Annotated in this window: 12 protein-coding genes and 1 other annotated feature; of the genes, 6 read left to right on the forward strand and 6 right to left on the reverse strand. The window is 60.0% G+C overall.

Annotation, left to right across the window (positions count from 1 at the left end; genetic code table 11):
- Window positions 1–152 precede the first annotated feature (152 nt).
- Window positions 153–1094 carry a transcriptional regulator GcvA gene (gene gcvA, locus B8P98_RS16020; protein ID WP_080924383.1) on the reverse strand — a complete coding sequence of 314 codons (942 nt, stop codon included), beginning with the start codon at window positions 1092–1094 and terminating at the stop codon, window positions 153–155.
- A 111-nt stretch (window positions 1095–1205) separates the two neighbouring features.
- Between gcvA and B8P98_RS16025 the strand changes: the two genes are divergently transcribed.
- On the forward strand, window positions 1206–2114 hold the full coding sequence (locus B8P98_RS16025) for a DMT family transporter (RefSeq protein WP_025714298.1): 909 nt from the start codon (window positions 1206–1208) through the stop codon (window positions 2112–2114).
- Between the two features lie 21 nt (window positions 2115–2135).
- Here the strand turns inward: B8P98_RS16025 and B8P98_RS16030 are convergent, their stop codons facing one another.
- Both B8P98_RS16030 and rnm read right to left on the reverse strand, forming a co-directional pair.
- Window positions 2136–2756, reverse strand: coding sequence for an L-threonylcarbamoyladenylate synthase (locus B8P98_RS16030; RefSeq protein WP_002901738.1), 621 nt, complete (start codon window positions 2754–2756; stop codon window positions 2136–2138).
- A gap of 16 nt (window positions 2757–2772) precedes the next feature.
- Entirely contained in the window at window positions 2773–3636 is an 864-nt protein-coding gene (gene rnm / locus B8P98_RS16035) for an RNase RNM (RefSeq protein WP_025714297.1), read from the reverse strand.
- A 159-nt stretch (window positions 3637–3795) separates the two neighbouring features.
- Window positions 3796–3891: a sequence feature (Trp leader region), on the forward strand.
- 33 nt (window positions 3892–3924) lie between these two features.
- On the opposite strand from rnm, the gene B8P98_RS16040 reads away from it, so the two are divergent.
- From B8P98_RS16040 to trpA, 5 genes are read left to right on the forward strand one after another with little or no spacing between them, the layout of a single operon-like run.
- Window positions 3925–5487, forward strand: coding sequence for an anthranilate synthase component 1 (locus tag B8P98_RS16040; protein WP_025714296.1), 1563 nt, complete (start codon window positions 3925–3927; stop codon window positions 5485–5487).
- Window positions 5487–7082, forward strand: a complete 1596-nt coding sequence (gene trpD / locus B8P98_RS16045; RefSeq protein ID WP_021312925.1) for a bifunctional anthranilate synthase glutamate amidotransferase component TrpG/anthranilate phosphoribosyltransferase TrpD — start codon at window positions 5487–5489, stop codon at window positions 7080–7082. Before B8P98_RS16040 ends, trpD begins: the two co-directional genes overlap by 1 nt.
- Before the next feature lie 3 nt (window positions 7083–7085).
- Window positions 7086–8444: a bifunctional indole-3-glycerol-phosphate synthase TrpC/phosphoribosylanthranilate isomerase TrpF gene (gene trpCF / locus B8P98_RS16050; protein ID WP_025714295.1), complete on the forward strand. Its 1359-nt coding sequence runs from the start codon at window positions 7086–7088 to the stop codon at window positions 8442–8444.
- A gap of 9 nt (window positions 8445–8453) precedes the next feature.
- Window positions 8454–9647 (forward strand): tryptophan synthase subunit beta, encoded by a 1194-nt coding sequence (gene trpB / locus B8P98_RS16055; protein ID WP_012542059.1) that lies wholly within the window; start codon window positions 8454–8456, stop codon window positions 9645–9647.
- Window positions 9647–10456, forward strand: a complete 810-nt coding sequence (gene trpA / locus B8P98_RS16060) for a tryptophan synthase subunit alpha (RefSeq protein ID WP_025714294.1) — start codon at window positions 9647–9649, stop codon at window positions 10454–10456. Before trpB ends, trpA begins: the two co-directional genes overlap by 1 nt.
- 216 nt (window positions 10457–10672) lie before the next feature.
- Here the strand turns inward: trpA and B8P98_RS16065 are convergent, their stop codons facing one another.
- The 3 genes from B8P98_RS16065 to B8P98_RS16075 are packed head-to-tail and all read right to left on the reverse strand — an operon-like array spanning window position 10673 to window position 14348.
- Entirely contained in the window at window positions 10673–11932 is a 1260-nt protein-coding gene (locus B8P98_RS16065; protein ID WP_025714293.1) for a glycerate kinase type-2 family protein, read from the reverse strand.
- 2 nt (window positions 11933–11934) lie between these two features.
- Window positions 11935–13023 (reverse strand): tartrate dehydrogenase, encoded by a 1089-nt coding sequence (locus tag B8P98_RS16070; RefSeq protein WP_080897196.1) that lies wholly within the window; start codon window positions 13021–13023, stop codon window positions 11935–11937.
- A gap of 14 nt (window positions 13024–13037) precedes the next feature.
- Complete coding sequence (locus B8P98_RS16075) at window positions 13038–14348, reverse strand: MFS transporter (RefSeq protein WP_095033219.1); 1311 nt, start codon at window positions 14346–14348, stop codon at window positions 13038–13040.
- Window positions 14349–14470: the final 122 nt, after the last annotated feature.

Raw genomic sequence — 14470 nt, forward strand, 5'->3', positions numbered from 1 at the left:
CATTGTTACGTATATACTTTTAACGTAAAGTCTCGTCGGCGCGTTCAGCACATTCACCGCGAGCCCGTATTCGTGGCCGAACATACTACACTAACTTCATCGGGAAAGCTTCTGTTCGCCGCACCGCGCCTTGAGTATGGAACAGATTTTCCTTATTCTCCTGGGCATTCTCGCACTTGTCCGTCTTTGCCAGAAAGAGGGGTCCCCTCGTTACGCCCCTTCTCTGCCATAGCCAACAGCCAGTCGCGAAAACAGCGATTGGCAGGCGCCAGCAGCGCGGTCTCGTGGTAAACCAGATAATAGGCAAGCGGGCAGGCGATGGGCTGCGCCAGGGGATTAACCAGACGTCCCTGCGCCAGCGCTGGCGCTATGAACGAGCGCCGCAGTAATGCCATTCCCATCCCGGCAAGCGCCGCCTCCATCACGCCGTTGGAATCAATGAACACCGGCCCGCGCCGCGCGTGATCCGCCTCCAGCCCCACGGCCTCGCACCACAGCGCCCAGTCTTCACGATGTTCATCATGCAACAGCGGATAATGCAGTAGATCGCTCGCGTCGCTAAGGGTCCGGCGCGGAGCAATCAGCTGCGGGCTGCATACCGGCATCAGGTCGTCATCCAGCAGGCGGTAAGCCTGTAGTTCCGGCCAGCCGCCGGGCCCATGACGCACGGCAAAATCGATCCCTTCGCTCAGCAAATCCACTCGCCGGTTGGTGGTGCCGATCTGGATCTCTATCTGCGGGTAGCGCCGTTCAAAATCAGCCAGCCGCGGTAGCAACCATTGAATGGCAAATCCGCTGGTACAGCTGAGCATCACCTTTTCCGGGGCGGTATGCACCTGCAGGCGCTGGGTGGCGGCGGCTATCTGGATAAACGCGGGCTGAATAGCCCGCAGGTAGATCGCCCCCACCGCCGTTAACTGTAACTGTCGGGGAGTACGAATAAAAAGCGGGGTATTTAGCGCTTCCTCCAGGCGGGCAATCTGTTGACTAACGGCGCTGGGCGTTACGCAAAGCTCACTGGCGGCCAGCTTCAGGCTGAGCAGTCGCGCCGCCGCCTCAAAGCAGCGCAGCGCATTCAGCGGCGGAAGTTTCATGTAGAGAGAACCTCAGTTAAGAAAAACTTAATCATGTAAGCATAACGCGTTTGTCGGCCCCTGCACGTGAACCCTACAGTAGATTTCCTTCGTGACTACAAGGAGTCAATCATGCGTGTTATCGACTATGGCCGCCTGCTGCTGCTCGCCGCCCTCTGGGGCGCCAGCTTTCTGTTTATGCGCATCACCACCCCGGCCTTCGGGGCGGTGAACAGCGCCTTTCTCCGCGTGTTGTTCGCCGCTATCGCGCTTGGGCTGTTACTCGGTGCGCAGGGGAAATGGAGCGGGTATCAGGGAAAATTCATCTCCACTCTGAAGCTGGGGGTCATTAACTCCGGTCTTCCTTTTCTGATGTACTGCCTGGCCGCGCAGTGGCTGCCGGCGGGGTACTCCGCCACGCTCAACGCCACGGCGCCGATGATGGGAATGCTTATCGGCGCGTTATGCTTTGCAGAACCGTTAACCGTGCGTAAAGGCGGCGGCGCGATACTGGGCGCCATTGGCGTGGCGGTGATCGCGCGCCCAACGTCCAGCCTTAGCGCCGCTCTCCTGCTGCCGGGGATCGGCGCCTGCCTGATCGCGACCGCCTGTTACGGCCTGGCCGGCTTTCTGACCCGCCGCTGGATCCAGCAGCGGGGCGGCCTTGAGGCTGAGCGCGTCGCGCTGGGTAGCCAGGTCGGCGCTACGCTGTTTCTGTTCCCTTTCTTTCTCTGGTCCTGCTGGCATGGGCCAGCGGTAGACTGGCGGCAGAGTTTTCCGTGGATAGCGATAGTCATGCTGGGCGTGGTCTGCACGGCGGCAGGGTATATTCTCTATTTCCGCCTGATTGCCGATATAGGACCGCTGCGTTCGCTGTCCGTGACCTTTTTGATCCCACCTTTTGCGGTGCTGTGGGGCTATCTGTGCCTCAAAGAGACCCTCGAGGAAGAATTGATTCTCGGCGCGCTGCTGGTCTGTCTGGCACTGTGGATGACGGTCGTACCGTCAGGGAGAAAACGTGGAGCGCCGGGCGGTGTATGATTCACCGCCCGGCGAACACGATTAGAGAAACGGCCTCACGTCGCCGACGCCTTCGCGCAGCACCACCGGGGTATCTTCCGTCAGGTCGATAACCGTGGTCGGCTGCTGCCCAAGGAAACCGCCGTGAATGATGAGGTCCACCACCTTCTCCAGACGATCTTTGATCTCTTCCGGGTCGGATTCGGTAAAGTCGCTGCCGGGCAGCATCAGCGAGGTGGAGAGCATCGGCTCGCCTAAAGTCTCGAGCAACGCCTGAGCAATAGGGTTAGACGGGACGCGCATGCCGATGGTTTTACGCTTCTCCTGCAGCAGCCGGCGCGGCACTTCTTTGGTCCCCTTAAGGATAAAGGTGTAGTTGCCCGGGGTGTTGTTTTTCATCAGGCGAAACGCCACGTTGTCGACAAAGGCATAGGTCGACAGCTCGGACAGGTCGCGGCACATCAGGGTGAAGTTGTGGCCGTCCGGCAGCTGACGAATGCGGCAAATCCGCTCCATCGCGCCCTTATCTTCAATTTTGCAGCCCAGCGCGTAGCCGGAGTCGGTTGGATAAACGATCACCCCGCCCTTACGCACAATCTCCACCGCCTGGTTAATCAACCGCGCCTGCGGATTATCCGGATGGATATAAAAAAACTGGCTCATACTTCCCTCTCAATTTTTATTCGGCGGCCGTTTCCCAGCTGTGCCAGACGCCTTCCACGCCGGCAGGAAGCCAGAGCTTACGGCCAAGCTCGATCCACGCGCAGGGCTGATGAAAATCGGACCCCTGCGACGCCAGAAGACCAAACTGCACGGCCAGGGCGGCCAGCTGGGCACGCTCATGGGGCGCCTGCTGACACTGGGCCACTTCCATAGCGTCACCGCCCTGCTCGCTAAAGTGGGCCAACAACCGCTTCAGCCACTTGGCGGAAAGATCGTAGCGCCCGGGATGGGCTATCACCGCCTTGCCGCCAGAATGATGAATGACATCAATCGCTTGTTTTATTGTACACCACTGCGGCGGCACGTAACCGGTTTTCCCACGGGCAAGGTATTTTTTGAAGACCTCCGCCATGTTTTTCGCGTGGCCGGCCTCTACCAGAAAACGGGCAAAATGGCCGCGGGTGACGGCGCCACCGTCCGCCAGGCGCAGCGCCCCTTCCCAGGCGCCGGGGATGCGCGCCTTCTCCAGGCGCTCGGCAATCATCTGGCCGCGCAGCTGGCGCCGCGCTTTCTGCTCCTCCAGCAGGGCGGTCATCGCCGGGTGCGCAATATCAATATTGAGACCCACAATATGAATCTCATGGTTCTCCCAGAGGGTGGAAATCTCGACGCCATTCACCAGCGTTAAGGGTAATCCGGCGCGGGCGATCTCTTCCCGCGCCGCCGGGATCGCCGCCACGCTGTCATGGTCAGTGATCGCCAGGGTGCCAACGCGCATCTCATGGGCGCGGTGGACCAGTTCCTGCGGAGTCAGCCGCCCGTCAGAGGCGGTGGTGTGGCTGTGCAGATCGTAAATCACTGCGTATTGGCTGTCGCTCAAAAGGACTCCTGCTGGACTTCAAGGTAAATAAGCGCATTATCATACCGACAGGCAGAGAAAATCTGCAAACAAGGGTTGACTTTATTCCATCGAACTAGTTAACTAGTACGCAAGTTCACATGAAGGGGTATCACGATGAAAAAGCACATTATCACTCTGCACAGCTGGTGGCGCACCTCCTGACAACGGGCGGCGTGATCGCGTTTTGCATTCAGCATACAGATACCCGGCCCGCCAATGAGCGGGCTTTTTATTGGACAAAAATAATACGAACAGGCGAGAACAATAATGCAAACATCCAAACCGGCACTCGAGCTTCTCACCAGCGACGCCATCTACCGGGAGAACCCGACGGCGTTATTCCACCAACTGTGCGGCGCCCGTCCGGCCACGCTGCTGCTGGAATCGGCTGACATCGACAGTAAAAATGACTTAAAAAGCCTGCTGCTGGTCGACAGCGCGCTGCGCATCACCGCTCTTGGTGACACTGTCACTATTCAGGCCCTCTCCGCCAACGGCGCCGCGCTGCTGGAACTGCTGGACGGCGCGCTGCCTTCCGGGATCGCCAATCAGCGCCAGCCCAACGGTCGCATTCTGACCTTCCCGGCGGTCAGCGCCCTGCTCGATGAAGACGCCCGCCTCTGTTCGCTGTCAGTGTTTGACGCCTTCCGTCTCCTGCAGGAGCTGGTGACCGTTCCGGCTCACGAGCGCGAAGCGATGTTCTTCGGCGGCCTGTTCGCCTATGACCTGGTGGCCGGTTTTGAAGATCTCCCGCAGTTGCAAAGCGACACCGCCTGCCCGGACTACTGCTTCTACCTGGCGGAAACCCTGCTGGTCATCGACCATCAGACCAAGCATACCCGCATTCAGGCCAGTCTCTTCACCCCACTGGAGAGTGAAAAGCAGCGCCTGGAGCAACGCCTCAGCCAACTGCGTCAGCAGCTGAACGAGCCACCGGCGCCGCTGCCGGTCACCACCGTGGCCGAAATGCGCTGCGACGTTGACCAGAGCGATGAAGAGTACGGCGCGGTGGTGCGTAAAATGCAGCGTGCGATCCGCGCCGGGGAAATCTTTCAGGTGGTTCCTTCCCGTCGCTTCTCGCTGCCCTGCCCGTCGCCGCTGGCCGCTTATGATGTGCTGAAAAAGAGCAACCCCAGCCCGTACATGTTCTTTATGCAGGACAACGATTTCACCCTGTTCGGCGCCTCGCCGGAAAGTTCGCTGAAGTATGATGCCGTTAGCCGTCAGATTGAGATCTACCCCATCGCCGGCACGCGGCCACGCGGCCGTCGCGCCGACGGCTCGCTGGATCGCGATCTTGACAGCCGCATCGAACTGGAAATGCGCACCGACCATAAAGAGCTTTCCGAACACCTGATGCTGGTGGACCTGGCGCGTAATGACCTGGCGCGCATCTGCACCCCGGGCAGCCGCTATGTCGCCGATTTAACCAAGGTTGACCGCTACTCCTTCGTGATGCATCTGGTCTCCCGCGTGGTCGGCGAACTGCGTCAGGATCTCGACGTCCTCCACGCCTATCGCGCCTGCATGAACATGGGCACCCTCAGCGGCGCGCCGAAGGTTCGCGCTATGCAGCTGATTGCCGCCGCCGAAGGTAAACGCCGCGGCAGCTACGGCGGCGCGGTGGGCTATTTCACCGCCCACGGCGACCTCGATACCTGCATCGTCATCCGTTCCGCCTATGTTCAGGAGGGTATCGCTACCGTCCAGGCCGGCGCCGGCATTGTGCTCGACTCGGTTCCTCAGTCGGAAGCGGATGAGACCCGAAATAAAGCCCGCGCGGTGCTGCGCGCCATTGCCCAGGCCCATCACGCGAAGGAGATTTTCTGATGGCTGACATTCTGCTGCTCGATAATATCGATTCTTTCACCTATAACCTGGCAGACCAGCTGCGGGCCAACGGCCATAACGTGGTGATTTATCGCAACTCCGTCCCGGCGCAGGCGCTGATTGAGCGTCTGGGCACCATGGACAACCCGGTGCTGATGCTCTCCCCGGGCCCGGGTACGCCGAGCGAAGCTGGCTGCATGCCGGAGCTGCTGACCCGTATGCGCGGCAAGCTGCCGATCATCGGCATCTGTCTTGGCCATCAGGCCATTGTCGAAGCCTACGGCGGCTATGTCGGCCAGGCGGGCGAGATCCTGCATGGCAAAGCCTCCAGCATTGAGCACGACGGCCAGGCGATGTTTGCCGGTCTGGCTAACCCGCTGCCGGTGGCGCGCTACCACTCGCTGGTCGGCAGCAACATTCCCGCCGGGCTGACGATTAACGCCAATTTCAACGGTATGGTGATGGCCGTGCGTCATGACGCGGACCGGGTGTGCGGCTTCCAGTTCCATCCGGAATCGATCCTCACTACCCAGGGCGCACGCCTGCTGGAGCAGACCCTGGCCTGGGCGCTGCAGAAGCTGGAGCATACCAACACCCTCCAGCCGATCCTCGAGAAGCTGTACCAGGCGGAAACCCTGAGCCAGCAGGAGAGCCACCAGCTGTTCTCCGCCGTCGTGCGCGGCGAAGTGAAGCCTGAGCAACTGGCCGCCGCGCTGGTCAGTATGAAAGTGCGCGGCGAGCAGCCGCAGGAAATTGCCGGCGCCGCCACCGCGCTGCTGGAAAACGCCGCGCCGTTCCCGCGCCCGGACTACCTGTTTGCCGATATCGTCGGCACCGGTGGCGACGGCAGCAACAGCATCAATATCTCCACCGCCAGCGCCTTTGTCGCCGCCGCCTGCGGGTTAAAAGTGGCAAAACACGGCAACCGCAGCGTCTCTAGTAAATCAGGCTCTTCTGACCTGCTGGCAGCCTTCGGCATTAATCTCGATATGAACGCCGATAAATCCCGCACTGCGCTCGATGAGCTGGGCGTCTGCTTCCTGTTCGCGCCGAAATACCACACCGGTTTCCGCCATGCGATGCCGGTCCGCCAGCAGTTGAAGACCCGCACCCTGTTCAACGTGCTGGGGCCGCTGATCAATCCGGCGCATCCGCCGCTGGCGCTGATTGGCGTCTACAGCCCGGAACTGGTGCTGCCGATCGCCGAGACCCTGCGCGTGCTGGGATATCAGCGCGCGGCGGTGGTGCACAGCGGTGGGATGGATGAAGTCTCGCTGCATGCGCCTACGGTGGTGGCCGAACTGCATAACGGGGAAATTAAAAGCTATCAGCTAACCGCCGACGACTTCGGCCTGACGCCTTACCATCAGGCGCAGCTGGCGGGCGGCACCCCGGAAGAAAACCGTGACATTCTGACGCGCTTGCTACAAGGTAAAGGTGAAGCCGCTCACGAAGCCGCCGTCGCCGCCAACGTCGCCATGTTGATGCGTTTACACGGGCATGAAGATCTGAAAGCTAACGCTCAGCAGGTACTGGATGTGCTGCACAGCGGCGCGGCCTATGACAGAGTGACCGCCTTAGCGGCAAGAGGGTAAAGAATGCAAACCGTTTTAGCAAAAATCGTTGCCGACAAAGCGATTTGGGTGGAAGCCCGCAAACAACAACAACCGTTAGCCAGTTTTCAGAATGAAGTGGTCCCGACGCAGCGCAATTTCTATGATGCGCTGGCCGGCACCCGCACCGCGTTTATTCTCGAGTGCAAAAAGGCCTCGCCGTCGAAGGGGTTGATTCGCGAGGATTTCGACCCGGCGGCGATCGCCAGTATCTACAAGCACTACGCCTCGGCGATCTCGGTGCTGTGTGATGAGAAATATTTCCAGGGCAGTTTCGATTTTCTGCCGATCGTCAGCAAGGTCGCGCCGCAGCCGATCCTGTGTAAGGACTTCACCATCGACCCTTACCAGATCTACCTGGCGCGCTACTATCAGGCCGACGCCTGCCTGCTGATGCTCTCGGTACTCGACGATGAGCAGTACCGCCAGCTCTCCGCGGTCGCGCACAGCCTGAATATGGGCGTGCTGACCGAAGTCAGCAATGAAGAGGAGCTGGAGCGCGCTATCGTCCTGAAGGCCAAGGTGGTGGGTATTAACAACCGCGACCTGCGCGATATGTCGATTGACCTTAACCGCACCCGTCAGCTGGCGGCGCGTCTCGGCCCGGATGTCACGGTGATCAGCGAATCCGGCATCCATACCTATGCTGAAGTGCGCGAGCTGAGCCACTTCGCCAACGGCTTCCTGATCGGCTCCGCCCTGATGGAGCAGGCGGATCTGGACGCGGCGGTCAAACGCGTACTGCTCGGCGAGAACAAAGTGTGCGGCCTCACGCGCCCGCAGGATGCCCAGGTGGCCTGGGAGTCTGGCGCCATCTACGGTGGCCTGATTTTTGTCCCGACCTCGCCGCGGGCGGTGAATGATGCCCAGGCCAAAGCGGTGATCGCCGCTGCGCCGCTGCAGTACGTCGGCGTCTTTCGCAATGCGCCGCTGGACGAGGTGGTCGCCCGCGCACAGGCTCTGGGGCTGGCCGCCGTGCAACTGCACGGTGATGAAGACCAGGCCTATATCGACGCGCTGCGCGACGCCCTCACGGACAATGTCCGCATCTGGAAAGCACTGAGCGTTGGCGAAACTTTCCCGGCCCGTACGCTCCGCCATGTCGACAAATACCTGCTGGACAACGGCCAGGGCGGCAGTGGCCAGCGCTTTGACTGGAGCCTGCTGCAGGGTCAGGATCTGCGCAACGTCATGCTGGCGGGCGGCCTGGGGGCGGATAACTGTGTGGAAGCGGCCAAAAGCGGCTGTGCCGGACTCGATTTCAATTCAGGCGTAGAGTCGCAACCCGGGATTAAAGACGCCAGCAAGCTGGCCTCCGTATTCCAGACGCTGCGCGCATATTAAGGAGCAATAATGAGCACTTTACTGAACCCCTATTTCGGCGAATTCGGCGGCATGTATGTGCCGCAGATCCTGATGCCCGCCCTGCGCCAGCTGGAAGAGGCTTTTGTCAGCGCGCAGAAGGACCCGGCCTTTCAGGCGGAATTCACCGACCTGCTGAAAAACTACGCCGGTCGTCCGACGGCCCTGACCAAATGCCGGAATCTGACCGAAGGCACCCGCACCACCCTGTATCTGAAACGCGAAGATCTGCTGCACGGCGGCGCGCACAAAACCAACCAGGTGCTGGGCCAGGCCCTGCTGGCCAAACGGATGGGCAAAACCGAAATTATCGCCGAGACCGGCGCCGGTCAGCACGGGGTCGCCTCAGCGCTGGCCAGCGCCCTGCTCGGCCTGAAATGCCGTATCTACATGGGCGCCAAGGACGTCGAGCGCCAGTCGCCGAACGTCTTCCGTATGCGCCTGATGGGCGCCGAGGTGATCCCGGTGCACAGCGGCTCCGCCACGCTGAAAGATGCCTGTAATGAGGCGCTGCGCGACTGGTCTGGTAGCTACGAGAAGGCGCACTATATGCTGGGCACCGCCGCCGGTCCGCATCCGTTCCCGACCATTGTACGTGAATTCCAGCGCATGATTGGCGAAGAGACTAAAGCGCAGATCCTCGAAAAAGAGGGACGTCTGCCGGACGCGGTGATCGCCTGCGTTGGCGGTGGGTCAAACGCCATCGGCATGTTTGCCGACTTTATTGATGAAACCAACGTCGGCCTGATCGGCGTGGAACCGGCCGGGCACGGTATCGAGAGCGGCGAGCACGGCGCGCCGCTGAAGCATGGCCGCGTGGGGATCTACTTCGGTATGAAGTCGCCGATGATGCAAACCGCCGACGGCCAGATCGAAGAGTCTTACTCCATTTCCGCCGGGCTGGACTTCCCGTCCGTTGGGCCGCAGCACGCGTTTCTGAACAGCACCGGTCGCGCTGACTATGTGTCGATCACCGACGACGAAGCGCTGGATGCGTTTAAAGCGCTCTCCCGCCACGAAGGGATTATCCCGGCGCTGGAGTCCTCTCACGCTCTGGCCCACGCGCTGAAGATGATGCGCGAGAACCCGGAAAAAGAGCAGCTGCTGGTGGTTAACCTCTCCGGCCGCGGCGACAAAGACATTTTCACCGTACACGACATCCTGAAAGCGCGAGGGGAAATCTGATGGAACGCTATGAGACGCTGTTTGCCCAACTGAAAAGCCGCCAGGAAGGCGCCTTCGTTCCCTTTGTCACCCTCGGCGATCCGGGACCGGAGCAGTCGCTGAAAATTATCGATGCGCTGATCGAAGGCGGCGCCGATGCCCTGGAGCTGGGGATCCCCTTCTCCGACCCGCTGGCAGACGGCCCGACCATCCAGGGCGCAGCCCTGCGCGCCTTCGCCGCGGGGGTCACCCCGGCGCAGTGCTTCGAGATGCTGGCGGCGATCCGCCAGAAGCATCCGACCATCCCAATCGGCCTGCTGATGTATGCCAACCTCGTCTTCAGCCCGGGCATCGATGCGTTCTATGCCCAGTGCGAACGCGTCGGCGTCGACTCGGTGCTGGTGGCCGACGTGCCGGTGGAAGAGTCCGCCCCGTTCCGCCAGGCGGCGATGCGCCATAATATCGCGCCGATTTTCATCTGCCCGCCCAATGCGGATGACGATTTACTGCGCCAGATTGCCTCTTATGGCCGCGGCTACACCTATCTGCTGTCGCGTGCCGGGGTGACGGGTGCGGAAAATCGCGCCGCGCTACCGCTACACCACCTGGTGGAGAAGCTGGCGGAATATCACGCCGCACCGCCGCTGCAGGGCTTTGGTATCTCCGCGCCGGAGCAGGTGAGCGCCGCCATTGACGCCGGGGCCGCCGGGGCTATCTCCGGTTCCGCCATCGTCAAAATCATCGAACGCCACCTCGATGAGCCGCAGATCATGCTCGACGAACTGAAAGCCTTCGTCCAGAGTCTGAAGGCGGCGACCAAAACCGCCTGACCATCAGCCGCCTGGCATCGCGCCAGGCGGCGATTTCCTCGTGTTACCTCCCCTCCACGTTTTCTTGCCCGCCAGCACATCAGACGGACCGATGATCGACACCTCGACGCCGGGCGATGCGCTTTAGCGTGGAAAGGGATGGCGGGCGGATACCGAAGATTTGAACTATGTGAAAGGGAAAAATATCGCTCTCCCTGACACAGGAGAGCGATACGGTCAGGCAATCATTATTGCCCGAATATCATTGACGTTGGTTAACGTCGGGCCGGTGATCAGCAAATCATTAAGCGCGTGAAAATAACAATAACTATCATGGCCATCCAGATATTGCACGGCATTAAGACCGCTCAGCTTGCCGCGCGCAAGCGTATCCGGGAAGACGATCGCGCCTGCGGCATCTTCTGTGCCATCAATACCATCGCTGTCTCCCGCCATGGCCCAGATACCGTGTTCCCCCTGGAGCGCACAGGCCAGACTGAGTAAAAACTCGGTATTGCGGCCCCCTTTTCCAGGCTGAGTGTGGTTTACTGTCACCGTGGTTTCGCCACCTGACAACAGCACAGCAGGCCCTGAAATCGGGTGACCATACTGCTTCGCCGATTTCGCCATACCGGCCATGACCACCGCCACTTCCCTGCTTTCACCTTCTATCGCATCCCCCAAAATAAGAGGGGTGAGTCCATGTTGTCGTGCGGCCAGAGCCGCCGCCGCTAACGCCATCGCCGGCGTGGCGATAAGCCTGACCTCGCCTGTCGCGGCGTTTTCCACCGGGCCGGCCGGCTGGTTTAGCCGTTCGCTAACGGGCTTCGGGATCGCAATGCCATACCGCTGCAGTACCCGGAGCGCATCACGTGGTGCGCTGTTATCGGCAACGGTGGGGCCAGACGCTACGTCCGTCGGATTATCGCCAGGCACATCGCTGATAATCAGTGATACGATGCGCGCCGGTTGCGCCATGGTCGCCAGCTTTCCGCCTTTCACCGCTGAGAGATGACGACGTACCAGATTCATCTCTTTGATGCTGGCCCCGCTATGGAGCAGGGCCCGGGTGATGGTCTGCTTATCTGCCAGCGTTAACCCCGGGGCGGGCAGCGCCATCAACGCCGACCCTCCCCCTGAAATCAATGCCAGCACCAGATCATCGGCAGTTAAACCGCGCAGCGTCTCCACAATCAGCATTGCGGCAACCTCGCTCATGGCATCTGATACGGGATGAGCCGCCTCAATAATGCGGATGCGGCCCGCAGGAACCGCGTAACCGTAACGCGTCACCACCACGCCCGACACCGCCACATCCGGCCAGGCCGCATCCACGGCAGCCGCCATTGCCGCGGACGCTTTACCCGCACCGATCACCACACAACGGCCGCGAGGTTTTTCCGGCAGGTTAGCCAGGGTCACCGGCCCGGCGCGGGCACTGTTGACCGCATGTTGAAAGATATCCTGCAGGATCTCTGCAGCCTGTTCGTTATTCATGGTTATGCGGTCTCGGCAATGTCGGCTTTAGCGTCAATGTAGTGCACCACGGCGCGTGTCACCTCCGCGGTATTGGCTGAGCCACCGACATCTGGCGTCAGAATGCCTTTTTCACACACATACTCAATGCTTTCCATAATCAGCGCAGCGGCATGGCGTTCGCCCAGATGTTCAAGCATCTGTACCGCGGTCCAGAAAGTGGCAATGGGGTTCGCAATCCCTGTGCCGGTGATATCGAATGCGGAACCATGGATCGGTTCGAACATGGAAGGGAAGCGGCGTTCAGGATCAATATTCGCGGTCGGCGCTACGCCCAGACTACCCGCCAGCGCGCCAGCCAGATCGGAAAGGATATCGGCGTGCAGATTGGTGGCAACGATGGTATCCAGGGTCTGGGGATGCAACGTCATACGGTGCGTCATGGCATCGACCAACATTTTGTCCCACTGCACATCCGGGAATTCCTGCGCCACTTCAGCGGCAATCTCATCCCACATCACCATACCATGGCGCTGGGCGTTGGATTTGGTCACCACGGTCAGCAGCTTACGTGGACGGGACTGCGCCAGTCTGAAGGCATAGCGCATAATGCGCGTCACCCCAACACGGGTAAAGATTGCCACTTCGGTACCGACTTCTTCAGGTAAACCACGGTGCGCACGGCCGCCGTTACCAGAATATTCACCTTCGGAGTTTTCACGCACGATGACCCAGTCAAGATCGCCCGGCCCGCGGTTGCGCAGCGGTGAAGTGACGCCCGGCAGAATTTTGGTGGGTCGCACATTGGCGTATTGGTCAAAGCCCTGGCAAATCGGCAGGCGCAGGCCCCAGAGCGTGATGTGGTCAGGGACATCCGGCGCGCCCACCGCGCCGAAGTAAATGGCATCGAATGCTTTCAGCATGTTCAGCCCTTCCTCCGGCATCATCACGCCATGTTTTTTGTAATAGTCTGACCCCCAGTCAAAGGTCTCTACATCAAATTTCAGTTGCGGATCGTGGCGCGTCAGCGCGTGCAAGACTTCAATACCTGCCGAAATGACTTCCGGTCCGATACCGTCCGCAGGGATAGCAGCAATTTTGTAGTGACGCATCGTTATTTCTCCAGTTAATGAGTATGAGGATGTGGAAGCTCTGCTGTCGGCGATTTGTTCGCTCTGGCAGAGAGAATCACGACCACGAGGGCCGAGAGCGCCAGCAATCCGGCGACAAAGTACAGGCCCCAGCTGTAGCTACCGGTTTGCTCGCGGATCACGCCAATCATCATCGGCCCGACGAAACCGCCGAGGTTGCCGATGGAGTTGATAGCGGCAATGCCAGCGGCCGCAGCCGGGCCGCTGAGGAACAGGGTTGGCATGCTCCACAGCGGGGGTTTTGATGCGCTAATCCCCACGGTGACCAGCGTTAAGGCAACCATTACGGTAAACAATGTGTTGACGTTACCGGCGTATATCAGCCCGCCAGCCGCCAGCAGGCAGGCGCCAATGACGTGCCAGCTGCGCTCTTTGGTTCGATCGGAATGACGCGCCCAGAGGATCATGGCGATGACGCCGATCACCGCCGGAAAAGCGTTCAGGAAACCAATCTCCAGCGAGGAAGCACCGAAACTGCGAATGATTTGCGGGGACCAGATGCCAAGCGTATACAGCCCGGCGGAGGTACCGAAATAGACCAGCGCCAGCGCCAGGACGCGTATATCCGCCAGTCCCCGCCATGCGCTGGAATGGCTCTGTTTTGCCGCCCGCGCCAGCTCCTCGGCGTGCAGGGTGTTTTCCAGCCAGGCACGCTCTTGTTCAGTCAGCCATTTGGCCTTGGCCGGACGATCCGTCAGGAAGAACAGAACCACAACACCGAGCACCAGCGCCGGCAAAGCTTCCAGGACAAACATCCACTGCCAGCCGGCATAGCCAAGGAAGCCATGCATCTCCAGCAGTGCGGCCGAAACCGGCGATCCCAGTGCTGTCGACAGGGAAGCTGCGGCCATAAAGATGGCAGTGACCTGCGCACGCCTGGCGGCAGGAAACCAGTAGCTGAGATAGAGAATGATCCCCGGGAAGAAACCGGCTTCCGCCACGCCGAGCAGAAAACGCAGAATGTAGAAGCTCGTCGTGCCCTGCACAAAAGCCATGCAGCCCGAGACCAATCCCCAGGTGATCATGACGCGGGCGATCCAGATACGGGCGCCCACTTTATGGAGAATTAAGTTTGACGGTACCTCAAACAGAAAGTAACCCAGGAAAAAAATGCCGGCGCCCAGCCCAAAAACGGTGGGTGAAAATCCCAGATCCTGATTCATGGTCAGGGCGGCAAAGCCAATATTGACGCGGTCAAGGAAGGCAATGAAGTACAGCAGCATGATGAAAGGAATAATGCGCAGGGTAACCTTACGCATCACCTTCTTTTCGAGGTCGTTTTTCATGACGGGATGCTCCATAGTGATGTAGGGTTGTTATCGTTTTGTAATAAACCCAGTATGAAGTTTTGAACCGCTTTATCATCGGCACGGCTTTATATAAATAATTTGTATAATCAGCTTTTGGT

It is taken from the genome of Klebsiella quasivariicola, assembly GCF_002269255.1.
Classification (GTDB): domain Bacteria; phylum Pseudomonadota; class Gammaproteobacteria; order Enterobacterales; family Enterobacteriaceae; genus Klebsiella; species Klebsiella quasivariicola.